The 25058-nt window shown below is 57.1% G+C and carries 21 protein-coding genes, 1 tRNA gene and 1 pseudogene; 12 read left to right on the top strand and 11 right to left on the bottom strand.

The window, feature by feature from the left end:
* The first annotated feature begins 15 nt into the window (after positions 1-15).
* Together B8P98_RS18305 and yccX are read left to right on the top strand one after the other, a co-directional pair.
* On the top strand, positions 16-804 hold the full coding sequence (locus B8P98_RS18305; RefSeq protein WP_087805446.1) for an AraC family transcriptional regulator: 789 nt from the start codon (positions 16-18) through the stop codon (positions 802-804).
* Positions 805-851: 47 nt separating this feature from the next.
* Complete coding sequence (gene yccX / locus B8P98_RS18300) at positions 852-1133, top strand: acylphosphatase (protein WP_025712922.1); 282 nt, start codon at positions 852-854, stop codon at positions 1131-1133.
* On the opposite strand, the gene tusE is transcribed toward yccX, so the two are convergent.
* Positions 1130-1459 carry a sulfurtransferase TusE gene (gene tusE / locus B8P98_RS18295; protein ID WP_025712921.1) on the bottom strand — a complete coding sequence of 110 codons (330 nt, stop codon included), beginning with the start codon at positions 1457-1459 and terminating at the stop codon, positions 1130-1132. The genes yccX and tusE overlap by 4 nt on opposite strands.
* Before the next feature lie 89 nt (positions 1460-1548).
* Entirely contained in the window at positions 1549-2208 is a 660-nt protein-coding gene (yccA, locus tag B8P98_RS18290) for an FtsH protease modulator YccA (RefSeq protein WP_025712920.1), read from the bottom strand.
* Positions 2209-2477: 269 nt separating this feature from the next.
* Between yccA and B8P98_RS18285 the strand changes: the two genes are divergently transcribed.
* From B8P98_RS18285 to B8P98_RS18270, 4 genes are all read left to right on the top strand, one after another.
* On the top strand, positions 2478-4103 hold the full coding sequence (locus B8P98_RS18285) for an ABC transporter substrate-binding protein (RefSeq protein ID WP_025712919.1): 1626 nt from the start codon (positions 2478-2480) through the stop codon (positions 4101-4103).
* Between the two features lie 145 nt (positions 4104-4248).
* Positions 4249-4336, top strand: a tRNA-Ser gene (locus B8P98_RS18280).
* A 295-nt stretch (positions 4337-4631) separates the two neighbouring features.
* Positions 4632-7058 (top strand): glycogen/starch/alpha-glucan phosphorylase, encoded by a 2427-nt coding sequence (locus B8P98_RS18275; protein ID WP_087805448.1) that lies wholly within the window; start codon positions 4632-4634, stop codon positions 7056-7058.
* A gap of 64 nt (positions 7059-7122) precedes the next feature.
* Positions 7123-7464, top strand: coding sequence for an STAS domain-containing protein (locus tag B8P98_RS18270; protein WP_087805450.1), 342 nt, complete (start codon positions 7123-7125; stop codon positions 7462-7464).
* Positions 7465-7507: 43 nt separating this feature from the next.
* Here B8P98_RS18270 and B8P98_RS31700 read toward each other — a convergent pair whose 3' ends face one another.
* On the bottom strand, positions 7508-8458 hold the full coding sequence (locus B8P98_RS31700) for an EAL domain-containing protein (RefSeq protein WP_374221737.1): 951 nt from the start codon (positions 8456-8458) through the stop codon (positions 7508-7510).
* Positions 8441-9043 (bottom strand): annotated as a pseudogene (locus tag B8P98_RS31695) (CSS-motif domain-containing protein); the annotation flags it as partial. The pseudogene B8P98_RS31695 and the gene B8P98_RS31700, both read right to left, overlap by 18 nt.
* Positions 9044-9442: 399 nt before the next feature.
* Between B8P98_RS31695 and B8P98_RS18260 the strand changes: the two are divergent.
* The 4 genes from B8P98_RS18260 (at position 9443) to B8P98_RS18245 (ending at position 14228) form a co-directional block, all read left to right on the top strand.
* Positions 9443-10459 carry an iron ABC transporter substrate-binding protein gene (locus B8P98_RS18260; protein ID WP_025713869.1) on the top strand — a complete coding sequence of 339 codons (1017 nt, stop codon included), beginning with the start codon at positions 9443-9445 and terminating at the stop codon, positions 10457-10459.
* Between the two features lie 21 nt (positions 10460-10480).
* Positions 10481-12055, top strand: coding sequence for an ABC transporter permease (locus B8P98_RS18255; RefSeq protein WP_167382677.1), 1575 nt, complete (start codon positions 10481-10483; stop codon positions 12053-12055).
* Between the two features lies 1 nt (position 12056).
* Positions 12057-13085 carry an ABC transporter ATP-binding protein gene (locus B8P98_RS18250; protein ID WP_025713867.1) on the top strand — a complete coding sequence of 343 codons (1029 nt, stop codon included), beginning with the start codon at positions 12057-12059 and terminating at the stop codon, positions 13083-13085.
* Positions 13086-13328: 243 nt separating this feature from the next.
* Positions 13329-14228 (top strand): GGDEF domain-containing protein, encoded by a 900-nt coding sequence (locus B8P98_RS18245; RefSeq protein ID WP_025713866.1) that lies wholly within the window; start codon positions 13329-13331, stop codon positions 14226-14228.
* 17 nt (positions 14229-14245) lie between these two features.
* Here the strand turns inward: B8P98_RS18245 and B8P98_RS18240 are convergent, their stop codons facing one another.
* A complete protein-coding gene (locus B8P98_RS18240) occupies positions 14246-15079 on the bottom strand; it encodes a helix-turn-helix transcriptional regulator (RefSeq protein WP_080924452.1) in 834 nt (277 codons plus the stop codon).
* A gap of 261 nt (positions 15080-15340) precedes the next feature.
* Between B8P98_RS18240 and B8P98_RS18235 the strand changes: the two genes are divergently transcribed.
* A complete protein-coding gene (locus tag B8P98_RS18235; protein ID WP_025713864.1) occupies positions 15341-16108 on the top strand; it encodes a phytanoyl-CoA dioxygenase family protein in 768 nt (255 codons plus the stop codon).
* A 13-nt stretch (positions 16109-16121) separates the two neighbouring features.
* Here B8P98_RS18235 and B8P98_RS18230 read toward each other — a convergent pair whose 3' ends face one another.
* The 5 genes from B8P98_RS18230 to B8P98_RS18210 are packed head-to-tail and all read right to left on the bottom strand — an operon-like array spanning position 16122 to position 21085.
* Complete coding sequence (locus tag B8P98_RS18230; protein ID WP_025713863.1) at positions 16122-16463, bottom strand: PTS fructose-like transporter subunit IIB; 342 nt, start codon at positions 16461-16463, stop codon at positions 16122-16124.
* 15 nt (positions 16464-16478) lie between these two features.
* Entirely contained in the window at positions 16479-17354 is an 876-nt protein-coding gene (locus B8P98_RS18225) for a [formate-C-acetyltransferase]-activating enzyme (protein WP_025713862.1), read from the bottom strand.
* A complete protein-coding gene (locus tag B8P98_RS18220; RefSeq protein WP_025713861.1) occupies positions 17320-19617 on the bottom strand; it encodes a formate C-acetyltransferase in 2298 nt (765 codons plus the stop codon). Before B8P98_RS18220 ends, B8P98_RS18225 begins: the two co-directional genes overlap by 35 nt.
* A 50-nt stretch (positions 19618-19667) precedes the next feature.
* Positions 19668-19988, bottom strand: coding sequence for a PTS fructose-like transporter subunit IIB (locus tag B8P98_RS18215; RefSeq protein WP_025713860.1), 321 nt, complete (start codon positions 19986-19988; stop codon positions 19668-19670).
* Between the two features lie 20 nt (positions 19989-20008).
* Positions 20009-21085 carry a PTS fructose transporter subunit EIIC gene (locus tag B8P98_RS18210; RefSeq protein ID WP_025713859.1) on the bottom strand — a complete coding sequence of 359 codons (1077 nt, stop codon included), beginning with the start codon at positions 21083-21085 and terminating at the stop codon, positions 20009-20011.
* Between the two features lie 309 nt (positions 21086-21394).
* Here B8P98_RS18210 and ptsP point away from each other — a divergent pair, with 309 nt between their 5' ends.
* Positions 21395-23896 carry a phosphoenolpyruvate--protein phosphotransferase gene (gene ptsP, locus B8P98_RS18205; protein WP_025713858.1) on the top strand — a complete coding sequence of 834 codons (2502 nt, stop codon included), beginning with the start codon at positions 21395-21397 and terminating at the stop codon, positions 23894-23896.
* A gap of 48 nt (positions 23897-23944) precedes the next feature.
* On the opposite strand, the gene B8P98_RS18200 is transcribed toward ptsP, so the two are convergent.
* Positions 23945-25030, bottom strand: a complete 1086-nt coding sequence (locus B8P98_RS18200; RefSeq protein ID WP_025713857.1) for a tartrate dehydrogenase — start codon at positions 25028-25030, stop codon at positions 23945-23947.
* Positions 25031-25058 lie beyond the last annotated feature (28 nt).

Here is a 25058-nt window from a genome sequence, read left to right as displayed (position 1 = left end):
TAAAAGGTCGGTCGCATGGAGAGTATCCACTTTCAGCATAACGCCTTAACCGCGGCAGAGATCACTACCCGACGGCTGTGCAGGCTGCATCGCGTGCGGCTGTTCTCCCCGGCGCTCTGTCGGGTGAAACGCGGCAGCAAAGTGATTGTGCAAGGGGAGAGCCGGGTGCTGGCGACGCCGCAACAGCTGATTGTGTTGCCAGCTGACGTGGAGCTGGAGGTGATTAACCAGCCGGAGAACGGCCTCTTTTGCTCCGATCTGCTGTCGCTGACCCCCGAGCTGTTGACGACGTTTAAGACTCGTTATCTCAGAGAACCACCGCCAGGGCGTCTGACCTCGCTCTGCGCCCCGGTGACGACAGAGCTGGCGTTTATGTGGCAAAACGTTCTGCAGGCGGTGCGGGAGGGATTATCCACCTCTCTACAGCTCCACCAGACTATGGGCCTGCTGCTGGCCCTGCACGAGGCGGGCTATGCGGGCCCGCTGCTCGTCGAGCGGCAGCAGGATCTGTCGGCGCAGGTTCGACAACTGGTCATGCTGTCGCCGGCGCAGGCATGGAGCGTGTCGCGGGTGGCGAAAATGCTCTTTCTCGGCGAGTCCACGCTGCGCCGTCGGCTGCAGCAGGAATCGCAGAGTTTCCGCCAGATCGTCGAGGAGGTGCGGATGGCCCACGCCCTGGGGCAGCTGCAGACCACTTCGCGGTCGATAGGCGAAATTGCGCAGAATAGCGGATATCAGTCGGGTTCGCGCTTTACCGCGCGCTTTCGTCAGCACTATGGTTTACTGCCGAAGCACGTACGCTGAGCGAATTTGCTATTCTCAGCGTAAAGGGTGAGCAAAAGGAGAAGATAATGGCCAGTATCTGCACCATGGCATGGGTTTACGGTTCGGTTCAGGGGGTAGGGTTTCGCTATTCGACGCAGCGGGAAGCGCTGCAGCTGGGGTTGACCGGCTATGCCCGTAATTTGGATGACGGCGGGGTGGAAGTGCTTGCCTGCGGCGAGGCGGCGCAGGTGGAAAAACTCATAGCCTGGCTGAAAGCCGGGGGGCCGCGCAGCGCGCGGGTTGACCGGGTGTTAACCGAGCCCCATCAACCCACCCGCAGCTGGGACAAATTCGCGATTCTGTATTAGATGCACTTCACCGGCTTCGGCAGCCCGGCGATTTTGGTCGCCTGTTTGGCGGGGCCTTTCGGGAACAGGCGATAGAGATAGCGGCTGTTGCCTTTCTCTTCGCCAAACTTGTTGGCCATCGCCTTCACCAGCATGCGGATCGCTGGCGAGGTGTTGAATTCAAGGTAAAACTCTCGCACAAAGCGCACCACTTCCCAATGCTCAACGGCGAGCGTTATCCCTTCCTGCGCGGCGATAACTTCCGCCATCGCCTCGTTCCACTGAGTCGTATCTTTCAGATAGCCTTCGCTATCCGTCTCAATTTCATTGCCTTCAAAAATAAACATGATTTTTCACATACCGCCTGAAACTGGCCGCAGTGTAGCAAAAAAAAAGGCCCCGCATAAGCGAGGCCTCCGGATTAGCAGGGGAGCGGTTAGTCCCGGCTGGCGAAGCCCAGGATGCTCAGCAGGCTGACAAAGATGTTGTACAGCGAGACATACAGGCTAACCGTCGCGCGGATGTAGTTGGTTTCACCACCGCGGATGATGTTGCTGGTCTCGAACAGGATGGCGCCCGAAGAGATCAGAATGAACACCGCGCTAATCGCCAGATGGAGCGCCGGCAGCTGCAGGAACAGGTTAGCGACCATACCAATCAGGACGACCACCACGCCCGCCATCAGCATCCCGCCGAGGAACGACATGTCTTTGCGCGTCGTCAGCACGTAGGCCGAGCAGCAGAAGAAGACCAGCGCCGTACCGCCCAGCGCCAGGCCGATCAAATCGCCCATGCCGGCAGAAAGATACGCGTTCAGCATCGGTCCAAGGATATAGCCGAGGAAGCCGGTGAAGGCGAAGGCGGAAATAATCCCGGTGGGTTTATTCGCCGTTTTGTAGGTCAGGAACATCAGACCGTACACCCCCACGAGGGTCAAAATGAGACCCGGCGAAGGGAGCATCAGCACTGTGCTGGCGGTGGCGGTGATAGCGGAAAACGCCAGCGTCAGGCTGAGCAGGAAGTAGGTATTACGCAGAACCTTGTGCGTGCTAAGCAGCGAGGAACGGTCACGCGATGATGTAATTATGCGATCCATGAGTCACTCTCTTATGACAGATGTAATTAGGGATAAAGAATAAGAAAAACAAGCGTGAAGCCCTAATCCTTTTACCCATCTTTACTTAGTTTTTAGCGCTTTTGCCTAGCATAAAATTCTATATAGATAGGGAAAAGCGATATATTTTCGCTTTTCGCGTCGCTGAGCCGATCGAAATCTTATAGGTCACTGAAAAATATTGCCTTATTGCGTTTCTGCGACTAAGTGTGGAAGAGGGGGATAGCCCCGTACGTCAAAGGCAAAGGGAAATGACATTACACAACAAAAATCACATCACGCGAACACTCCTGGCAGTAAGTATGCTGGCCACGATCGGCGGGGCGCTGGCGGCGCAGGTGCCGCCGGGTACTCAGCTGGCGGAAAAGCAGGAGCTGGTCAGAAATAACGGCAGTGAACCGGCGTCACTCGATCCGCACAAAGTCGAGAGCGATATTGAATTCAACATCATTAGCGATCTCTTTGAAGGGCTGGTCAGCGTGACGCCTGCGGGGGCGATCGAGCCGCGGCTGGCGGAAAGCTGGGAAAACAAGGACAACCTGTTATGGACCTTCCATTTACGCCCCGGTCTGACCTGGTCCGACGGCACGGCCATCACGGCGCAGGATATCGTCTGGAGCTGGCAACGGCTGGTCTCGCCGGCCACCGCCTCGCCCTATGCGAGCTATCCCGGCAATATGCATATCGCCAACGCCCGCGAAATTGCCCTGGGGCAAAAGGGACCCGAGACGCTGGGGGTAAAAGCGCTGAACGACACCACGCTGCAGGTCACTCTGACCGAGCCGAATGCCGCCTTCCTGGCGATGCTGGCGCACCCTTCGCTGGTACCGATCGACAAAGTGCTGGTGGAGCGTTTTGCCGATAAATGGACCCGACCAGAGCATATCGTCACCAGCGGCCCGTATAAGCTGACCCAATGGGTGGTGAATGAGCGGCTGGTGGCTGAACGTAACGCGAAGTACTGGGATAATGCGCACACCGTTATTAATAAAGTGACTTACCTGCCGATCACTTCGGAGGCCGCCGATGTCAACCGCTACAAAGCGGGGGAGATTGATATTGTTTATACGGTGCCGATCAATCAGTTTGCGCAGTTGCAGAAAACCATGGGCGACCAGCTGGACGTTTCGCCGCAGCTGGCGACCTATTACTACGAATTCAATACTACCCGGCCGCCGTTTAACGACGCCCGCGTGCGTCGGGCGCTGAATATGGCGCTTGATAAAGATATCATTGCCGGAAAAGTGCTTGGCCAGGGGCAGCGCCCGGCCTGGCTGATCAGTCAACCGGATATCGGCGGCGTGACGCTGCACAACCCGGACTACGCCAGCTGGCCGCGCGAGAAGCGAATTGCCGAGGCGAAAAAACTACTGGCGCAGGCGGGGTATGATGAAAGCCATCCGCTGGTCTTTTCCCTGCTGTATAACACCTCTGAATCGCACCAGCGTATCGCCATCGCCGCCAGCTCAATGTGGAAGAAAAACCTCGGCGTCGAGGTGAAGCTGCAAAACCAGGAGTGGAAGACGATGCTCGATACCATGCATACGCATAACTTTGACGCCGTCCGCTATGCCTGGATCGCCGACTACGACGATGCCGCCACCTTCCTCAATACTTTCCGTACCGGGGATAGTGAGAATACCAGTCAGTACAGCAACCCGGCTTACGACGCGGCCCTGCGCAACGCGGCGAAAGCCCCCGACGTGGCGACCCGGGGCAAATACTATCAGCAGGCGGAAGATCTGCTGGCGCAGGATGTTCCCGCCATTCCGGTCTATCACTATGTGCGCACCCATTTAGTGAAACCCAGGGTGGGCGGTTTCACGCCGGATAAGCTGGGGTATTACTACACTAAAGACATGTACATTAAAAAATAGTCCTCTGATAGCGGTGAGGGCGCTGATTTTCTGCGCGAACTGCCTGAAATTCAGACGAATAACACAAAATTGTTTGTTTTTAAGGCAGTTGAACAAAATGGTGCTTTACAGCATCCGCCGAGGTGTTTATAGTGCGCCTCACACCGGAAGTGTGGCCGAGCGGTTGAAGGCACCGGTCTTGAAAACCGGCGACCCGAAAGGGTTCCAGAGTTCGAATCTCTGCGCTTCCGCCATATAAAAGAAGGGGTTACCGAAAGGTAACCCCTTTTTGCTTTCCCCACGACCGTCTTGACGGCGCTTTCACTTCCCAACCCCGCAAACCCGCCTTGCCTGTAGCGTTATCGCTGGCAAAAGATGACGATCCATCCAATGCAACGTGTTGTTATTTTAATTATTAGCCTCTCGTTATAAACGGCAATGGTGCTGAGGAATAAAAACCATTCGGCAAAATATCTTCGTCTATACTTGGAAAAATGATGATTTACCTGCCATGGTTTTTACACAGATACAGAGACCAGTGAGGTCAGCATGCCTGTCATTAACCCGCAAAATATCAAAGAATTACGGGCGTTAGTTGAACAGCAATTAAAGTACGCATTGTGTGTTAGCTTAAATAAAGCTACGCATGGCGATATTTTTAACGCGGTGGCGCTGGCCATTCGTCATTTTCAACAGGACCATTTTCTGACGAGCCAGACGCGGCAACGTGAACAACGTAAAAAACGTGTTTACTATCTGTCGATGGAGTTTTTACTGGGCCAGTCGTTGCGTAATAACCTGCTAAATATGAATTTACTGGCGGAGATGCGTCAGGTGGTGCACGACCTGGGTTTTGATCTTGATCAGCTCCTTGACGAAGAGCCAGATGCCGCGCTGGGCAACGGCGGGTTAGGGCGTTTAGCTGCATGCTTTATCGACTCGATGGCTACCCTTGATATTGCTGCATCCGGGCATGGCATCAAATACGAATATGGTCTGTTTCGCCAATCCTTTCAAAATGACCAGCAGATCGAGCATCCGGATGACTGGCACTCCATGCATTCACCATGGCTGGTGGCGCATCATGCTCAGCAAATCCTGGTCCCGCTGGGGGGATATATCGAACACAGCGAAGATATTGATGGCAATTACAATCCAATGTGGCTGGGCTGGAAAACCATCGTCGGTATTCCCCATGATTATTTTGTTTCCGGCTACCGGGATACGACGACCAACAAGCTGCGGCTCTACAGCGCGGTGGCCTCTGACTCCTTTAATATCCATATTTTCAATCGCGGCGATTATATTAAGGCAGTGAGTGATAAAATTGCATCGGAGAATATTTCAAAAATACTCTATCCATCCGATGAGGTGCTCACCGGAAAAGAGTTGCGGCTGACGCAAGAATATTTTCTGGTGGCTTGTACGCTGCGGGATATATTCCGTGATTATGCCGAAGTTAATGACGATATTTCTTTCCTGTCGCAGCATGTGGCTATTCAGCTTAATGATACCCATCCGGCATTAGCGGTCGTGGAGCTGATGCGGATCCTGGTGGATGAATACCGACTGCCGTGGGAGCAGGCGTGGGAAATAACGCAAAACACCTGTGCCTACACTAATCATACGTTGATGCCGGAAGCGCTGGAGACCTGGCCAGTAACGCTGTTTGAAAAACTGCTGCCGCGTCATTTGCAAATTATATTTGAGATCAACCATCGTTTCCTTGAAGAGGTGGCCCGGCGCTGGCCGGATAAAAATCATCTGTTATCTTCGCTGTCTTTAATCGATGAACATCACGATAAGCAAATTCGTATGGCCAATCTGGCCATTGTCGGTAGCCATCGCGTGAACGGCGTGGCATGGCTGCATTCGGAGCTGGTCAAGAAACAACTGGTGCCCGACTTTTATTTTTTGACCCCGGAGAAATTCATTAATCAGACCAACGGCGTTACGCCGCGTCGCTGGGTGCAGCAGGCGAACCCCGGCCTGGCAGCATTTTTGCACCAACAGCTGGGAGAAGGGTGGCCGACCGATTTACCCTTGCTGTCCAGTCTGGAAAGCCTGGCCGATGATACCGCTATTATTGATAACATCCGGGCCATTAAATTTGCCAACAAAACCGTGCTCAGCCAGCTGGTGGCTCAACGCTACGGCATCGCGCTGGATCCGCTGGCGATGTTTGATTGTCAGGTCAAACGTATCCATGAATATAAGCGTCAGTTGCTCAATATTCTTCACGTGATCGCGCTTTACCTGGATATCAAAGAGACAGGGAAGACTATCGCGCCTAAGGTGCATTTGTTTGCGGGCAAAGCGGCACCGGGCTATCGAATGGCGAAGCTGATTATTCAGTTAATTAACACCGTTGCCCGAAAAATTAACCGCGACCCACAGATTGCCGGACAACTTAAAGTCGTTTTCCTCGAAGACTATAAAGTCTCGCTGGCGGAAAAAATTATTCCGGCGACGGATCTGTCCGAGCAGATTTCCACGGCAGGTACCGAGGCCTCCGGCACCAGCAATATGAAGTTTGCCATGAACGGCGCGTTAACTATCGGTACCTATGATGGGGCGAATATCGAAATTCGCGAGGCCGTGGGGGCGGACAATTTTTATCTGTTTGGTGCCGTGGCGGAAGAGATTGAAGAGAGCCGGCGCATCGGGTATCACCATACTTTCTATCATCAGAATCCGGCTATTGCGCGTGTTGTCGATACCCTGGTGTCTGGGTTGTTTACCGCCGATCGTGAGCTATTTGCGCCGCTTCACCATATGTTGGTGGAGGGCGATCATTACTGCCATTTGCTGGATTTCGACAGCTATTGCCAGACGCAGCAGCAGGCGATGATCGATTTTGAACAGCCGGAACAATGGCACCGTCGGGCCTTACTCAATATTTGCCGGATGGGCGAATTTTCCAGCGACAGAACCATACGTGGCTACGCCCGGGATATTTGGGGTATCACCAGCTAAAGAGCGAACACGCCGGGCAAAAAAGGGACTCGTCGACGAATATCAGTCACTATTGAGGATGAGCATGAACGTTGAATTACACACCGAGCAGGGCGTAAAAATTATTGTGCCACTGGTGCGCCGACTGGATGCTTCCGTCGTGCAGGCGTTTAAGCAGCAGGTTCTGGAGGCTATCGATCCGGATACCAAAAATGTGCTGCTGGATCTGAGTCACGTCGATTTCATTGACAGTAGCTGTCTTGGCGCGCTGGTATCCATTCTGAAAAGCGTCAATGGTCAGGGCGAGCTGGCGCTGTGTTCGCTCAATGACACGATTAAAAACCTGTTTAAGCTCACCCGTATGGATCGCATCTTTGCCATTCAGGAGACCCGCCAGGATGTGTTAAACGCGTTCACCTCGTTATAACGTTTATGCGGTCAGGGTTGCCAGCGGGTTATGGAGCGCCCGCTTATTGTTCGATAATCTTCGCTTTGGGTTTGCTCAGAAGAAGCATGACCAGCGCGACGTAGGGCATCGGCTTCCAGAAATAATAGCCCTGCAGCAGATGAATATTCTGGCGATTAAGATATTCCAGCTGGGCCTGAGTTTCGACGCCCTCGGCAATGATGCGCAATGACAACGTCCGCGCCATCTCTATCACGCAGTCCAGCAGTTTGCTAGACGGTGCCTCAACGGTCACGCGGCCAACAAAGCTCTGATCGATTTTGATATAGTCGAAAACCAGCTCGTGAAGATAGGAAAGCCCGGAATAGCCGGTGCCGAAATCGTCCAGCGCGATGGAAAACCCGCGATTGTGCAATTTATTGAGTTTGTCGACAACCGCGCCGTTGAGCAACAGCGGTTCCTGTTCGGTGATCTCCAGCATCAGCTTTACCGCTTTACCCTCAAAACCGTGCTGAAAGTGCAGGCAATCATCGATAAACGTTGGGGCGTTAATATGGGACGCGCTGATATTGAGGCCAATATGAAACCCATCCGGAAGTTTACTAAAGAGTGGTCTCATCTGCGCGTTAACCTGCGCCATCAGGCTGCGGGTTAGGGGAATAATTAAGCCGGTACGTTCGGCCAGCGGAATAAATTCCGCGGGCGAACGCCATTGGGGGGTGGTGTTTTGCCAGCGGGCGAGAATTTCCACGCCGTATATCTCCCCGGTTTTCCCATTCACCAGCGGCTGGTAAAAGGGAACGATATCGCCCTGGGTTATCGCATAGCGCAGGTTTTCCTCTTCTGAGGTATACACATTGAGGTATTTCCGCAGCAGGAAATAGAACAGCAGCGAAACGGAGAAAATAAAAATCAACAGACCGAAACCATTATGAAATAAGCGACCGGGGCTAAAAAAGGGAGACTCAGGATAGACGATGCGAAACGGGTAGTCCGCTGAGGAAAATACGCCCAACTGAGGCTGGTTTGTTAGCGTTTGTACATCGCCATATCTGGCGATCATCTGGTTCTGTACCCAGAGTGCGAGCCCGTCGTTATCCGTATCGCTATACAGGGCATCGCGCAGATGCACGTCGCTGATACTGACAATAACTTTGACCTCTGCCGACCGTGTTTGATAGATCAGTACCGGTCGTTTATTGACCATCATTCGGGATGGCAACAACAGCAGCGGTTCGTCCGGTAATGCCTCAGCATGGAGCGTCAAAACCCGGTTACCTGGCAGTGACGAGCACCACACCTTGCCGTTTTTTACCAGCAGGATAGTACGCAGATGTGGCTGCAGCGCGGCTTCCGTTCCGAGCTGGAACTGACCCTGACCGGAGCAACCGGCACTGCTGACATTCAGTGCAGTGGCCGTTGCGGCACGCGCCTCATCAAGGATCACGGCGATTTTCTTCGCCGCTTGTTTGGCGTCATCGACATGGGCAGCCTGGTCTGAATGCCACAATTGCCAGTTAATGACAAACACGCCAGCAAGAAATACCACCAGTGCCAGAGAAAAGGCAATCCATGCATTTCGCCGCTTTATCTCTTTCATTTATTTAGCGTGCTAAGGTAATTAGGCATAAAGGGAACCGTCCATCTGGCGGTAAAGGCTTTTCAATGATCGTAGAAGGGGGAAATCTTTCGCGATGATTGAGCATATTAAAAATATGATCCATATCACAATACCCACTGGCAAGGCCGCTTACCGCATGTAACAACGGCAGATTTTTCCACCGACAATAAAAAATCGAAATTTAATGTTTTCTTAATATAAATTCCGGTGCGGTATGTTTTTAAGCATTTTCCCATCCAGAGTGGTGCGCCGACGTTATTTTTTGCTTTTTTAAGTTTATGATAATTGTTTTCATTATCATTCTTTTTTTGCTGTGATTTAATCCCCTCCGTTCAGGCTATTCACCGTTTATTGTCCCATTTCATTAAGGATGCGTTCATGAAGTTTCGCTTATCGCCTTTCCGCACGGCAGCGCTGGTTGCCGCTTCTCTGTTTCTGGCGCCGCAGGGAATGGCGGCTGACGGTCACGATGGGATCGTGGTTTACAACGCTCAGCACGAAAATCTGGTGAAGTCGTGGGTGGATGGATTCACCAAAGAGACGGGTATTAAGGTCACGCTGCGCAATGGCGATGACAGCGAGCTGGGTAATCAGCTGGTTCAGGAAGGTTCCGCGTCGCCGGCCGATGTGTTTCTGACCGAGAACTCACCGTCGATGGTGCTGGTCGATAATGCCAAACTTTTCGCCCCGCTGGATGCCGCCACCCTGCAGCAGGTTCCGGCGCAATACCGTCCGCAGCATGGGCGCTGGATCGGCATCGCCGCCCGCAGCACTGTTTTCGTCTACAACCCGGCGAAAATCAGCGAGGCGCAACTGCCGCATTCCCTGATGGATCTGGCAAAACCGGAGTGGAAAGGGCGCTGGGCGGCTTCACCATCGGGGGCTGATTTCCAGGCTATCGTCAGCGCGATGCTGGCGCTGAAGGGTGAGCAGGCGACTCTCGACTGGCTGAAGGCGATGAAAACCAACTTTGTCGCCTACAAAGGCAACAGCACGGTGATGAAAGCGGTCAACGCCGGGCAGATCGACGGCGGGGTGATCTACCACTACTATCGCTTCGTCGACCAGTCAAAAACCGGCGAGAACAGCAAAAACACCCAACTGTATTACTTCAAACATCAGGATCCGGGCGCCTTCGTCAGCCTTTCCGGCGGCGGCGTGCTGGCTTCCAGCAAACATAAAGCGCAGGCGCAGGCGTTTATTAAATGGATCACCGGCAAGCAGGGGCAGGATGCGCTACGCACCAATAACGCCTTCGAATATGCGGTGGGGGTAGACGCGGCCTCTAACCCGAAACTGACCCCGCTGAAAGATCTGGATGCACCGAAGGTGGAACCTTCCTCGCTGAACAGCAAAAAGGTCATTGAGCTGATGACGCAGGCTGGCCTGCTCTGATCCTGAGGAAGTGATGTTGCTATGTCTGTTCTGAGTCTGTCGCTCGGAAAGAAAACAGGACGCCTGCCCGAGCGCAGGCGTCCTGCATTTCCGATGGTTGCGTTAGCGCTGCTGTTTTCATTGCTGGCGCTGTTGCCGTTAGGGTTTGTGGTGGCCGTCGGATTCGACACCGGCTGGCTGACGATCAAAGCGCTGGTCTTTCGTCCGCGGGTCGGGGAGTTGCTCAACAATACCCTGTGGCTGACGATGCTGGCGGTCCCCATCAGCATTGTGCTCGGCGTGACGCTGGCCTGGCTGACGGAACGTACCGCGCTGGCCGGTCGGCAGCTGTGGGCGGCGCTGGCGGTGGCGCCGCTGGCGATTCCGGCTTTTGTCCAGAGCTACGCCTGGATCAGCGCCGTGCCATCGCTGCATGGCCTCTCCGCCGGGGTGTTTCTCTCGGTGCTGGCCTACTATCCGTTTATTTATATGCCGGTGGCAGCCGTGCTGCGCCGCCTCGATCCTACCCTTGAAGATGTCGCCGCATCGCTGGGCACGCCGCCGTGGAAAGTCTTTTTCCGGGTGGTGCTTCCGCAGTTGCGACTGGCTATCTGCGGCGGTGCGCTGCTGGTGGCCCTGCATCTGCTGGCGGAATATGGCCTGTATGTGATGATCCGCTTCGATACCTTCACCACCGCTATTTACGATCAGTTCCAGTCGACCTTCAGCGGTCCGGCCGCCAACATGCTGGCAGGCGTGTTGGCCCTGTGTTGTCTGGCGATCCTGCTGCTGGAGAGCGCCTCACGCGGTAAAGCGCGTTACGCGCGTATCGGCGCCGGGGCGGCGCGCGAGCAGCAACGCCTGGTGCTGGGAAAAGGGGCCGCTTTTAGCGCGCAGCTACTGCTTCTGCTGTTGGTGATGCTGGCGATGGGAGTGCCGTTGCTGGTCCTGTGCCGCTGGCTATGGCTGGGGGGCATCGACAACTGGCTGCATGCCGATCTGTGGCATTCGCTGCGCCAAACCTTGTTACTGGGGGCGGGCGGGGCGCTGCTGACAACGGCCTGCGCGATCCCCATCGCCTGGCTCGGCGTGCGCTATCCGCGTCCGCTGTTCCGCCTGCTGGAGGGGTGTAATTACATCACCAGCTCGCTGCCCGGCATCGTCACCGCGCTGGCGCTGGTGACCGTCACCATCCACTATGCCCGCCCGGTGTACCAGACGGAAGTGACGCTGTTTCTCGCCTACCTGCTGATGTTTATGCCGCGCGCGCTCATTAACCTGCGCGCCGGTATCGCTCAGGCGCCGGTGGAACTGGAAAACGTCGCCCGTAGCCTCGGACGCAGCCCGGCCCGCGCCCTGTGGAGCATCACCATGCGGCTTGCCGCCCCGGGGGCGACCGCCGGCGCCGCGCTGGTGTTCCTCGGCGTGAGCAATGAGCTTACCGCCACGCTGCTGCTCTCGCCACTAGGCACCCGCACCCTGTCGACCGGCTTCTGGGCCTTAACCAGCGAGATCGACTATGTGGCGGCGGCGCCGTACGCGCTACTGATGATCGTCATTTCGCTGCCGCTGACCGCGGTTCTTTATATGCAGTCGAAAAAAATGGCAGGGTTGTAACATGCTGGAATTGTCTTCTATTTCGAAATCCTTCGCCGACGTGCGGGTCCTCGATAATCTCAATCTGACGGTGGCGCCGGGGAGCCGGACGGCCATTGTGGGTCCGTCAGGCTCGGGAAAAACCACGCTGCTGCGCATTCTTGCCGGCTTCGAAACGCCCGACAGCGGGCGGATCGTTATGCACGGAGCGCCTCTTTTCGCCGAGGGGGCGTTTGTCCCCGCGCATCAGCGACGGATCGGCTATGTCCCGCAGGAGGGAGCGCTGTTCCCTCATCTCAATGTTGCGGACAATATCGCCTGGGGGCTGGACGTCAGCCGCGAGGAGAAACGTCGCCGGGTGGGCGCGCTGATGGAGATGGTTGCCCTCGATCACGGCCTGGCGCGCCACTGGCCACACGAAATTTCCGGCGGTCAGCAGCAGCGCGTTGCCCTGGCCCGCGCGCTGGCGCAGCAGCCGGCGCTAATGCTGCTGGATGAGCCGTTTTCGGCACTGGATACCGGACTGCGCGCCAGCACGCGTAAAGCGACCGCCGATCTGCTGGCCGAGACGGGTATCGCCTCGATTCTGGTGACTCATGACCAGAACGAGGCGCTGTCGTTCGCCACTCAGGTGGCGGTGATGCGCGAGGGGCGTTTCGCTCAGGTGGGGACCCCCCTGGCGGTTTACTCGCAGCCGGTGGATGAAGAGACGGCGCTGTTTCTTGGTGATGCCCTGATCCTTCCCGCACGTCTGAGCCCCGGAAGGGCAAGCTGCGTGCTGGGCGATCTGGCGACGGACGCACTGCATCCTGCTGGTGAAGGAAAGGTGATGCTGCGTCCGGAACAGCTCAGCGTCAGCGTGAGCGCCCCGCAGGAGAGTACGGCGACCATTCGCGATGTCGATTTTTCAGGCCATCTTTCCACACTGACGCTGTCGATGGTCGGGCAAGATCGGCCAATAGTGCTGCGAACCGTCAGCCAGCCGGCGTGGCAGCCCGGCGCGACGGTGCAACTGACGGTCAGCGGCAAGGCGCGGGTGTTTAGCGGCTAATCCCTGAGCAGGCGGCGCCGGGTTACAGCGGTGCCGCACAGAATGCTAATCAGATGGCGGATGAAGCCGATAGTATCCGCGCCACTGACCTCGTCGCCATGGAGTGGTAGTACGTTGGAACAATTCCGCGGGGTCAGTCCACCACGCCGTCATTGACCTATGCGACGCTTTTTCATTCGTCCCGCTGCGCTTACCTGCTATTCTGTCCCGCGATCGGCCCTGCTGTTACCATGAGACATCGCTATGCCTGAATGCCAACATCCTGCGAATCGCCCCATTTCGGCCGCTCTGCCCCGGGGGACGCTCCTGCCTGCGCTGCTGGTTATCGTCGCCGTCGCTGTCGGCTGTGCGCTGGTATCGCCGCCGATTGGCACGCTGGGTGAGATCCTGGCCAACCCCGGACTCTATATCGATCTGCTGGCCTTACTGTTTCTGGTGTTTATGCTCTGGAGCTCTGCCAGGGTGCGGATGAGCCATATTGCCGTTAACTGGGTGCGCTATGGGCTGCTGCTGTGGATTGCCGGTGGCACCTTTGACGTAATGGATGAGATCGTGGTGCAGCCGCGCTGGATGGGCTATTACTGCGAAGATCTGCTGCGCCTTTCCGGGATGTTATTTACCGTGGTGGGGGTCTACAAAATTATTGAGCGGATCAATCTGCTGTATGTTGATGCGCGCTCGCAATCCCTGAAGGATGAACTCACTCAGTTGCCCAACCGCCGTTTTTTCATCGACACGATCCGCGAGAAATCCGGACAGGGGCTGGGACTGATGATCCTGGATATCGATTTTTTTAAGAAAATTAATGATACCTGGGGGCATCTGGTGGGGGATGAGGTGTTATTTTCGTTGGGGAAACAGCTGGCGAAACTGACCGGCGAACACGTCCAGCCGGCGCGTATCGGCGGTGAAGAGTTTGCCATCATCGTCGACGGCCAGTCAGAGCCGGAGTTGCATGCCCTGGCGCAGGATATCCTCAATAATGCCCGTACCATTCTGATCAATAACCAAACGCCGCTGTCGATCAGCATTGGCGTCGGAACGTGGCGGCCAGGCGAAGCCCAGGAGACGTTTATCCGCAAAGTCGACGAGGCGCTGTACAAAGCCAAGCACAACGGGCGCGGACGCGTGGAGTGGGCATAATATTCCCCGGCTGAAGGTTAGGCCTGCTGTGCGCTGCGGCAGTGTCGCCGATACTCCGACGGCGAGCGTTCGGTGTAACGTTTGAACACCCGGCAAAAATAGTTGCTGTCGACAAAGCCGCAGTTATGAGCGATCTCCTTTACCTTCAGGTCATAGCCGCGCAGCAGCTGCTTCGCTTTTTCCAGGCGTACCCGCGTCAGATATTCATTAAATCCTACCGAGCCTGATTTCTGAAAAATATGCGAAAGGTAGTTGGGCGTGATGTGAAAACGTTTGGCTACCGATTCCCGCGTTAACGGCAGGCTAAGATTCTCCTCGAGGTAGTCCTGGACGGCGAGGAACAGATCCCGACTGCGGCTGACGCGCATCTCCAGCCCGACCAGCTGTTCACGACAGTGACTCAGCAGCGCAGCGACCACCAGCCGTGCGGTCAGCGGATCGGGCTGCAGGCTGACTTCATTCAGGCTCAGCAGCAGGTAGGAGCCCACGCGCGGCCCGAGGCGGGCCACGCTCTGTTTTTCCGTGTGCAGGCTTTTCCCGTCCCAGCGCTGAATACTGAAACCCAGCTTCTGCCGGCCAAACAGGACGCTCAGGGTGGTTGCCGGTCCGGTCCACTGTGGCAGCGTCCATTTTCCCGCCTGAACGTACAGCACCTGCAGGGTGGTTAACGTCGAGGCGGCCAGCGGCAGTCCCTGCTCAGTAAGCTGGCCCTCCAGCACTATTTCCAGACGTGGAAACGGCACGTTGAAGGCGAGGGCAGGCACGGAGATATCCGGTTCAGGAAATCTCACCTGTAAGTGATCTTTTTGACTGATTAACCGATGCAGAATATCCGGCAGATCTTCAATCATTGCTTGCCCTCAGAATGCGCATTATCCCGTTGATGGTAAGCTATTTTTTCCTGCCAGGCAGCGTTTGTTTCGCCATTTTGCGCCGCGAATTCCCGGCCAGGTGCAGCGCATGCATCACCGGAAACGAGATTGTTGATGCCCATCACATTTTGTTGGCTCGCGTACGTATGTCCAGTTTTTCGTAGCGCTCCCCTCCTGTCATACCCCGTGTGGACCAGTAGAGTTTGTTTGTGTTATCGGAACGTTAAAAAGGAACGCAAAATGAACTCATCCTCGGCTAGCTTTCTCGATGCGCTGGGCGCCGGTCTGGCGCTTAGCGCACAAATGAAATACGAGCTCGACACCCTCGGCTACACCATTGTGCATAACGTTGTAGACGCTCAGTGGCTGAGCGAAATGCGCCAGCTAATTGATACCCTGGTGGAACGTGAAGGTGACAATCTGGCGATGGAACACCACCAGGAGGCGACGGCGACGCGGATCGCCAACCTGGTGAATAAAGGCGTTATCTGGGAGAAAGTCTGGTCGCACCCGCTGATCCTCTCCGCCTGCCGCTATATCTTCAACGGCGATTTTAAAGTCTCCAGTCTGAACGCGCGCGAGGCGCTGTATAACGGCGGCCATCAGCCGCTGCACGCCGACTGGAAAAAGCCGCGCCCGGATTTTCCTAAAGTCCACCTGGTGAATACCATCTGGGCGATAGACGATTTGAGCGCCGCCAACGGTGCGCCGCGGATTATCCCCGGTACCCATCTTCGCCCCGAGTTACCGGAGGAGGTGCTGGCCGACCCGGAGCTGACCCACCCTGAAGAAATTGTTTTCGCCGCGCCGGCCGGGAGCGTGATGATTTACAACGCCCACGCCTGGCACGGCGGTACGCGTAATCGTGAGGGCAGCAGACGACGTGTGCTGCATGGGTTATATATCGATCGCGCGGATACTGCGCAGCAGGACCAGCGGCGCTGGCTGACGCCCGAGACGGCAAGCCGCCTGACGCCGGCGCAAAAGTGGCTGCTGGATGTAGAGTAAGGCCCGGAGCCGGTCAGGGGATCTCCAGATAGACGACCGGCTTCTTCATGATGCTTTTCACGGCCTCGACGATCTGCTGCGGCTGCAGCAGGAAGCTTTGAATGCTGGTTTTAATTGTCCGCAGGCCGCAAAAGCGCTGGGCGTCATCAATTTCGATATCCGTCACCAGCAGCACCACTTCGGCGCGGGCGATATCTTCCGCGGTAATGCGATTTTCCACCCCGAGCGCGCCCTGGGTTTCCACCTTCAGGTGCCATTTTTCATGATGACCGACCTTTTCCAGCCGTTCAGCGGCCATATAGGTGTGCGCCACTCCGCTGACGCAGGCGGTGACGGCGACGATATTGAAGTCCATAACATCCTCTTGGCGTTAACCGCCGATAGTGACGTGGAAGCCGGCCGCTTCGGCCAGCGCCCGGTAAGGAAGAATTTCTGCTTCTTCTGGGGCGTTTACGCCAGCCAGCGGCCAGCGTTTGCCCAGCAGACGATATTTTGGCTCGCCATAATGATGAAACGGCAGCAGGTGTATTTCTTTAAGCGCGAAGGGCGCGAGGAACGCCAGAATCTGACGAAAATTCTCAAGGCTCATGGTGTAACCGGGGATCAGCGGCACTCGCGGGATCAGGTTGATGTCTCGCGCTGCCAGCTGGCGAAAGTTGTCCATGACCCGCGGCTGATTCATTCGCAGCAGCGACCGCGCCCGCTCAGGGTCCATGATTTTTAAATCGAATAACACTTCATCGCAGGCTTCGGCCAGCGGTAAAAAACGGCTGAAGGCGCTGTCGCCGGCGGTTTCGATGGCGGTATGGATCCCCCACTGGCGCAGGCGCCGGAGAAAGCGGGCGGCAAATTCGGCCTGCATGAGCACTTCGCCGCCGGAGAGGGTAACACCGCCACCGGAGGCGCGGAAGAAGACCTCGTCTTTCAGCACCTCCTGCAGCAGGGTGTCCAGCGTTACGTCGCGACCGATCTGCTCCCATGCGCCGGACGGACACTCGGCGACGTCCTGCTGGCAGCGGGCGCAGTGCAGGCATTTGCTCTCCCGGCGCAGGGTCTGAATTTTTGGGGAGATTGACTCGGGATTAGCGCACCACGGGCAGGTGTGGGGGCAGCCTTTAAAAAAGACCAACGTGCGGATCCCCTGGCCATCGTTGAGCGAGTAGCGCTGGAGGTTAAAAATGCGCGCCCGGTCGGGGCGCGTGTCGATGACCTCACAGCTGATGCGCGGTGCGGCGGATAATGTCATCCTGAATCTCCTTTGACAGCTCAACAAAGAAGGCGCTGTAGCCCGCAACGCGCACCACCAGACCGGCGAAGTCCTGCGGCCGCTGCTGGGCTTCACGCAGGGTGTCGGCGTTGACCACGTTAAACTGGATATGCTGCAGCTTGAGCTTGCAGAAAGCCTGTAAAAAGTCTGCCAGCTTGTTCAACCCACCGTCGCCGGCCAGCGTCGCCGGCGTAAATTTGACGTTCAATAGCGTGCCGTTCGACAGCAGATAATTATCCAGCTTGCTCACTGATTTCAGCACCGCCGTTGGCCCCTGGGCGTCCTGACCGACCATCGGCGAAAGGCCGCCATCCGCCAGCTGTTCGCCGGCCAGCCGGCCATCCGGCGTGGCGCCGACCACCGAACCCAGCGGCACGTGCGCTGAGACGGTATAGGATCCGGGCGTAAAGTGGCCGCCGCGCGGGTTCAGATATTGCTCCACTTCTTTGCAGTAAAAACGCAGCAGATCGGCGCTAATATTGTCGACGTCGTCGATATCGTTGCCATATTTTTCAAAACGGTTGATCAGCCGGGCGCGGATTTTTTCTCCCTCTGGCGTCTGGAAGTTGGCTTTCAGCACCGCCATCAGTTGGTCAAAGCTGAGGCGCTGCTGGTCGAAGACCATCCCCTTCAGGGCATAAAGCGAATCACTCAGGTTGGCAATACCGATGCCCTGGACGCCGGAGAAGTTATAGCGCGCGCCGCCGGCGGTGATGTCTTTGCCGTGCTGGATACAATCAGCAATGAACGAGGAGAGGAGAGGCACCGGCGCCCAGTCGCGATGACCAATATCGCAAATGTTGCTGCCCTCGACCATCAGCTTGATGTAGTAGCGAATTTTATCTCGGATCTGGCGGATAAGCCCGTCCCAGCTCACTTCCGGTTGCCCTTCATTTTCCTGCAGCACAATTTCCATCACCTTTAGCAGATTAAACATGGCGATATCGTGCAGGCCGTAGGTGCGGCCCGGAATGGAGAGCTCCACACAGCCAACCACCGCGTAATCACGGGCATCTTCCAGCGATACGCCGCGGTTAAGGAAGGCGGGCACCACCACCTCGTCGTTGAAAATCTGCGGGATGCCGGTGCCCAGGCGGATGGTTTCGGCGGTTTTGCGCAGAAACGGGCGGTCAATCAGCTCGTTGACCCGCACGCCAAGATTCGGCTGCGGCAGCTGCACGTTTTGATAGGCGTCGAGGCATAAAAATGACAGCACATTGACCGCGCTGCGCCCGGTTTCCGTCAACCCGCCGAGCAGAGCGGTATAGCCGGTGGGAAAACCGGCAAAATAGCGCGCGCTGCTGGAGGAGCGTAGCAGGACGATATCGTTGCATTTCACCCACAGCGACTCCAGCAGCGCCTTGAGATAGGCGGGATCCTGACCCTGATTTAGCGATGCCTGATAAAACGGCAGCATATACTGGTCAAAACGCCCCAGCGAAATCGAGCTGGCATTGGATTCGTACTGCAGAATGATGTTCATATACCAGAACAACTGGCAGGCCTGGGGAAAGTCCGTTGGCCGATGCTGCGCGTTATGGCGCGAAATAGCGGCGATGGTGGCCAGCTCCTGGCGACGCTGCGGGTCCTGACAGCGCGTAGCCATCTCTTCGGCCAGCGTGGCGTAGCGCAGAATATGGCGCCGGGAGGCCTCCAGCAGGATCAGCACGGCCTGGTAAAAGGGGTTCTCGGGTTGCTGTTCGCAGAGGGTGTTTATCTCCGCAACCAGCGCGCCGAGACCATGATTGAGCAGGCGGGGATAGTCGATGATGATGTGGCCCTGGCCTTTATCGGTCTGGTTAACGCTGAAGATCTGGGTGCGGACCGCGGCCTTGACCTCGTCGGTCATCTGCCCGTTGATGAAATCTTTCATCGAGCGCTTTTCCCAGTAGGGGAACAGCGTTTCCCGATATATCCGCTTGTCTTCTTCACTTATTGCGAAGCGGTCCTGCGGACGGGTCGGGAAGGTGTCGAGTTCGTTAAGCAGCCAGTAGGGGTCCATCTCTGGCGACATAATGCCTGCCCGCGGTTTGACGGTGCGGTTGCCGGCAATCAGTTCATCTTCACGAATCGAAATCATCACCTTATCGAGGATCCAGGCGGTGGCCTTCGCCCGGCGAATAATCACCGGCTCGCCCTCCGTTTGCCGATGGCTCTCGGTATACAGCAGGGCGCGTTCAAGAGAGATTTCGCGCGGTTGGGCGAAGAGACTGGCTTTCAGGCGTTGAGTACGATTCGTCATGACAAACTCCATGTGGTGGCGAAGGGCGCGCGGGCGCCCCTTTTAAGGCTTCAGGCTCGCTGGGAAAGGTGGCTGTCTATCTTGGTCATGATGGCGTCGGCGCGTTTGACCGCATCGCTGATATTGACGCGTACGATGGTTTTCCCGGCAAACCGCTCTTCGAATTTGATGCCGATATCTTTGGTCAGGATGACCATATCGGCGGCGGCGATCTCGTCCGCCGTCAGCTCGTTTTCAATGCCAATCGAGCCCTGGGTTTCAACTTTGACCTGCCAGCCTTTGGCTTTAGCGGCGCTTTCCAGGGACTCAGCGGCCATATAGGTGTGAGCCACGCCCGACGGGCAGGCGGTGACAGCGATAATGTGGGTCATAATCTGTTCCTTTCAGTCTGTTAGTTAATTTCGAAATCGAGGTCTAATTCGTCGTCGGCTTTGGTGTCAGATGATTTCTTTTTAGCCAGCGCCTTCAGCACAATCACGCAGGCGGCGCTAACGCAGGCGCCGACCAGCAGCGCGGCGACAAAGCCGAGTTTGCCCTGGACCACCGGCAGCACGATGAGCCCGCCCCAGCCGGCGTAACACTGGGCGCCCAGCAGCGCGGCGGTGACGCAGCCGCTGGCGGCGCCAATCATATTGGCTGGAATAACGCGTAGCGGATCGGCAGCGGCAAAGGGAATGGCCCCTTCGGTGACCCCGACGCAGCCCATCACCAGCGCCGCTTTGCCGGTTTCCCGCTCTTCGGCGGTGAAATATTTGCGGCCGATTAGCGTCGCCAGCCCCATCCCCAGCGGCGGCACGGCGATGCCAACGGCGGCGATAGCCACTACGCTGTAGACCCCTTGTGAAACGCAGATCAGCATGAAAGCGTAGGCCACTTTGTTCACCGGACCGCCCATATCAAACGCCAGCATCAGGCCCATAATGATGGCCAGCACCACGATGCTGCCTTCGCGCATGCCCTGCAGCCAGCTGGTCAGGTTTGCCGTTAGCGCGCCGACCGGTTCGCCGAGCCCCCACATCATGATCCCGGCAGTAATAAAGGTGCCGATGATGGGGATAATGAAAATTGGCATCACCGATCGCAGCACCTTGTGGACCGGTATTTTTTTCAGGTAATAGACCACCAGGCCGCCGATCATCCCGGCGATTAACGCGCCGAAGAAGCCGGCGCCGAAGCTGTTGCCCACCCAGGCGCCGATGGCGCAGGGCGCCAGCGCGGCGCGGTCGGCGATGGAGTAGCCGATGTAGGCGGCGAGAAAGGGGACCATCAGCGTCAGCCCGGCGACCCCGATGTCAAAGAGTTTCTTCAGATTGGGATCGGTCGCGGCATCAGGCACGGCGCCTTTGCCATACAACATGACGGAAACCGCCAGCAGGATCCCGCCGGAGACGACGAAGGGGATCATGTGTGACACGCCGGTCATCAGATGCTGGCGAGTATTTTTTAGTATTTGCACCAGTTCGTTCATTGCTTGCTCCTGAGCGCTGTAGGGCCCGTGACAGTATTGATGGCTCAACATTAGAAAAAGGGCGCCGCATAAAACAGTAGAGAAAAAGTGCATTTACTGGATATTTGTAAGGTGAGAAAAGAATTGCGATCCACCTCAAATCTTAGTCGTGACCTGAAAGATGAGCGCTAACAGGGTGGAATTGTGATGGCGGGCATAAAAAAGAATCGTGTGTACAATAGTCCAGTAATTGCCAGTTTTATCACCTAGTCCCTGGCCTCTTCTTTCATTACCTTTTGGGGAAATAATGGATTGCTCAGGAGGAAGGCGATGGCTCTGGTCATTGAATTTATATGTGATTTGCCCAACGGCGTGCATGCGCGTCCGGCCAGTCTGGTCGAAACGCTATGCAACCGTTTTATCGCGGCGATTGAATGGCGAAATCTGCGCGGTGAAACGGGGGGAAACGCCAAAAGCGCGCTGGCCATCATCGGCACGAATACCCTGAAAGGCGATGCCTGTCAGTTGATCATCAACGGGGAGGATGAAGCTGAGGCGTTCGCCGCGTTGACGGCCTTCATGCGGGATGAGTTTCCCCATTGCGACGCACCGCTGCCCACGGCTCAGGCGCTGGACATCCAGCCGGTGCCGGCGTCCCTCTCAAGGCTGAACCCAACGCTGTTCCATGCCCGCCCGGTCTGTGCCGGCAGCGCGGGGGGCAAGCTGATTCATCTCAAATCCCGCGATCTGCACGAGCTGGGCGAACTGCCTGTCGCCAGCAGTCCTGAACAGGAGCAGGCGGCACTGGATAACGGCCTGCGCCTGCTGGTGAAAGATATCGAACTGCGGCTGCTGGACAATGACGGCACCGCCAGCGCTATCCTGGACGCTCATCGTTCGCTGGCGACGGATGCCTCGCTGCGCCAGCATCTGCTCGGCGGGATCCTCACCGGTCTCAGCTGCGCCCAGGCGATCGTCGCCACCAGCGACCACTTCTGCGCCCAGTTCCGCGATTCCGGCAACAGCTATCTACAGGAGCGGGTGCTGGATGTGCGTGATGTCTGCTTCCAGCTGTTGCAGCATATCTACGGCGAAGCCCGTTTCCCGGCGCCGGGCCAGCTGCGGGAGGCCGCCATTTGCCTTGCCGACGAGCTCACCCCTAGCCAGTTTCTGGAACTGGATAAAACGCATCTCAAAGGACTGCTGCTGCGCAGCGGCGGCACCACGTCGCACACCGTGATCCTTGCCCGCTCATTCAATATCCCAACCCTGGTGGGGGTAGACCTGGACGCGGTGCTGCCGTGGGGCGATACCCAGGTGCAGATTGACGGCAACGCCGGGCTGCTGGTGGTCGACCTGAGTCCGGCGGTGGCGCGCTACTATCAACAGGAGGCGTGGGTACAGGCGCAAATGCAGCAACAGCAGCAGGTATGGCTGGATAAAGCCGGACAGACGCAAGACGGTATCCGCCTTGAGGTGGCGGCCAATATCGCTCATTCGGTAGAAGCGGTGGCGGCGTTTAACCACGGCGCGCAGTCGGTTGGTCTGTTCCGCACGGAGATGTTGTATATGGACCGGCCGGGCGCGCCATCGGAAGACGAACTCTACAACATCTTTTGCCAGGCGCTGGAGCCGGCCGCCGGGCGCAGCATTATTGTGCGCACCATGGATATCGGCGGCGATAAACCGGTGGCCTATCTCAACATCCCTGCAGAAAACAATCCGTTCCTCGGCTACCGCGCGGTGCGCATTTATGAAGAGTACCAGGCGCTGTTTCATACCCAGCTGCGGGCGATCCTGCGGGCCTCGGCGCACGGCTCGCTGAAGATTATGATCCCGATGATTTCCTCAATGGAGGAGATTCTGTGGGTGAAAGAGCGGCTGGCGGAGGCCAAACAGTCGCTGCGTGCCGAGCAGATCCCCTTTGATGAAAAGATCCCGCTGGGCATTATGCTGGAGGTGCCGTCGGTGATGTTTATCATCGATCAGTGCTGCGAAGAGGTGGATTTCTTTAGCATCGGCAGCAACGACTTAACGCAGTATTTGCTGGCTGTCGACCGTGATAACGCAAAAGTGACGCGCCATTACAATAGCCTCAATCCAGCCTTTCTACGCGCGCTGGACTATGCCGTGCAGGCGGTACACCGCCAGGGGAAATGGATTGGCCTGTGCGGCGAGCTGGGAGCCAAAGGTTCGGTACTGCCGCTGCTGGTCGGTCTCGGTTTAGATGAGCTGAGCATGAGCGCGCCGGCGATCCCGGCGACCAAGGCGCGTCTGGCGCAGCTGGACAGCCGCGCCTGCCGCCAGCTGCTGAATCAGGCCATGCAGTGTCGTACCTCGCTGGAAGTGGAGCATCTGCTGGCCCAGTTCCGCATGCGCCAGCAGGATGTGCCGCTGATTAGCCGCCAGTGCATCACCCTTAACAGCGACTGGCGCAGCAAGGAAGAGGTGTTGAAGGGGATGACGGACAATCTGCTGCTGGCCGGACGCTGTCGCTATCCGCGCAAGCTGGAGGCTGATCTGTGGGCCCGCGAAGCGGTGTTCTCCACCGGACTGGGTTTTAGCTTTGCCATTCCGCATAGTAAATCCGAGCATATTGAGCAGTCGACCATCAGCGTTGCCCGGCTGGCCCAGCCGGTGGCGTGGGGCGATGAAGAGGCGCAGTTTGTGATCATGCTGACGCTGAACAAGCACTCGGCGGGTGACCAGCATATGCGCATTTTTTCACGGCTGGCGCGGCGCATTATGCACGCCGAGTTCCGCCAGGCGCTGGTATCCGCAGAGAGCAGCGAGGCTATCGCGACGTTGCTCCAGCGTGAGCTGGAGCTTTAAGCCGGTAAGCCGCCCCGGTGGCACAGCGTGAACCGGGGCGGCTATGCCTTATTGGGTTAAGGCCAGGCAAACTGCTTCCCCGACCTGCCGGGTAGACGCTGTTCCTTGCATATCCGGCGTCTTCGGACCACTGGCGATCGTCTGTTCGATTGCCGCCAGGATGCCATCGTGAGCGGCGCGGTAGCGCTCGTCGCCGTTGCCAAGGAAGTCGAGCATCATTGCCCCGGCCCAGATCGTCGCCAGCGGATTGGCGATATTTTTACCGTAGATATCCGGCGCGGAGCCGTGAACCGGCTCGAACAGCGACGGGAAGATGCGTTCCGGATTGAGATTGGCCGACGGCGCAATGCCGATGGTGCCGGTACAGGCTGGGCCAAGGTCAGAGAGGATATCGCCGAACAGGTTGGAACCCACTACCACGTCAAACCGCTCCGGCTGCAGCACGAAGCGGGCACAGAGGATATCGATATGCTGTTTGTCCCAGTGGACCTCGGGATAGTGTTTAGCCATCGCCTCCACCCGCTCGTCCCAGTAGGGCATGCTGATGGCCAGACCGTTGGATTTGGTCGCCGAGGTTAGCGTCTTACGCGGGCGGCTTTGCGCCAGCTCGAAAGCGTAGCGCAGGATACGGTCGACGCCGCGACGGGTAAAGACCGACTCCTGAATCACCAGCTCATGCTCGGTGCCTTCGTTGGCGCGCCCGCCCAGCGCGGAGTATTCGCCTTCGGTGTTTTCGCGCACCACGTAAAAGTCGATATCACCGGCTTTTTTCCCCGCCAGCGGGCAGGGGACGCCGGGAAACAGGCGTACCGGACGCAGGTTGACGTACTGATCGAACTCACGGCGGAACTTCAGCAGCGAACCCCACAGCGAAATGTGGTCGGGGACGGTATCCGGCCAGCCGACGGCACCGAAGTAGATAGCGTCGCAGCCCTGCAACTGCTCGCGCCAGTCGTCGGGCATCATTTTCCCGTGACGGACATAGTACTCACTGCTTGCCCAGTCCAGCGGCACGAAGCTGAGCGACAGATCCCACCGCCTTGCGGCGGCCTGCAGGACATGGATCCCTTCCGGAAGCACTTCTTTACCAATGCCATCGCCGGGAATGGCGGCGATGCGACAGGTTTTTTTCATAGCGGTTCTCACTTTTTAGCGATGATGT

It is taken from the genome of Klebsiella quasivariicola (assembly GCF_002269255.1).
Classification (GTDB): Bacteria; Pseudomonadota; Gammaproteobacteria; order Enterobacterales; family Enterobacteriaceae; genus Klebsiella; species Klebsiella quasivariicola.
The sequence above is the reverse complement of the archived record's forward strand: the minus strand, read 5'-3'. Positions and strand labels throughout refer to the sequence as shown.

Coding starts and splice junctions, on each gene's coding strand:
- B8P98_RS18210 (WP_025713859.1), bottom strand. CDS start 21,085: ATGAACGAACTGGTGCAAATACTAAAAAATACTCGCCAGCATCTGATG.
- B8P98_RS18250 (WP_025713867.1), top strand. CDS start 12,057: ATGCTGGAATTGTCTTCTATTTCGAAATCCTTCGCCGACGTGCGGGTC.
- yccA (WP_025712920.1), bottom strand. CDS start 2,208: ATGGATCGCATAATTACATCATCGCGTGACCGTTCCTCGCTGCTTAGC.
- tusE (WP_025712921.1), bottom strand. CDS start 1,459: ATGTTTATTTTTGAAGGCAATGAAATTGAGACGGATAGCGAAGGCTAT.
- B8P98_RS18230 (WP_025713863.1), bottom strand. CDS start 16,463: ATGGACTTCAATATCGTCGCCGTCACCGCCTGCGTCAGCGGAGTGGCG.
- B8P98_RS18200 (WP_025713857.1), bottom strand. CDS start 25,030: ATGAAAAAAACCTGTCGCATCGCCGCCATTCCCGGCGATGGCATTGGT.
- B8P98_RS18215 (WP_025713860.1), bottom strand. CDS start 19,988: ATGACCCACATTATCGCTGTCACCGCCTGCCCGTCGGGCGTGGCTCAC.
- B8P98_RS18235 (WP_025713864.1), top strand. CDS start 15,341: ATGAACTCATCCTCGGCTAGCTTTCTCGATGCGCTGGGCGCCGGTCTG.
- ptsP (WP_025713858.1), top strand. CDS start 21,395: ATGGCTCTGGTCATTGAATTTATATGTGATTTGCCCAACGGCGTGCAT.
- B8P98_RS18240 (WP_080924452.1), bottom strand. CDS start 15,079: ATGATTGAAGATCTGCCGGATATTCTGCATCGGTTAATCAGTCAAAAA.
- B8P98_RS18220 (WP_025713861.1), bottom strand. CDS start 19,617: ATGACGAATCGTACTCAACGCCTGAAAGCCAGTCTCTTCGCCCAACCG.
- yccX (WP_025712922.1), top strand. CDS start 852: ATGGCCAGTATCTGCACCATGGCATGGGTTTACGGTTCGGTTCAGGGG.
- B8P98_RS18225 (WP_025713862.1), bottom strand. CDS start 17,354: ATGACATTATCCGCCGCACCGCGCATCAGCTGTGAGGTCATCGACACG.
- B8P98_RS18305 (WP_087805446.1), top strand. CDS start 16: ATGGAGAGTATCCACTTTCAGCATAACGCCTTAACCGCGGCAGAGATC.
- B8P98_RS18285 (WP_025712919.1), top strand. CDS start 2,478: ATGACATTACACAACAAAAATCACATCACGCGAACACTCCTGGCAGTA.
- B8P98_RS18260 (WP_025713869.1), top strand. CDS start 9,443: ATGAAGTTTCGCTTATCGCCTTTCCGCACGGCAGCGCTGGTTGCCGCT.
- B8P98_RS18255 (WP_167382677.1), top strand. CDS start 10,481: ATGTCTGTTCTGAGTCTGTCGCTCGGAAAGAAAACAGGACGCCTGCCC.
- B8P98_RS18270 (WP_087805450.1), top strand. CDS start 7,123: ATGAACGTTGAATTACACACCGAGCAGGGCGTAAAAATTATTGTGCCA.
- B8P98_RS18275 (WP_087805448.1), top strand. CDS start 4,632: ATGCCTGTCATTAACCCGCAAAATATCAAAGAATTACGGGCGTTAGTT.
- B8P98_RS18245 (WP_025713866.1), top strand. CDS start 13,329: ATGCCTGAATGCCAACATCCTGCGAATCGCCCCATTTCGGCCGCTCTG.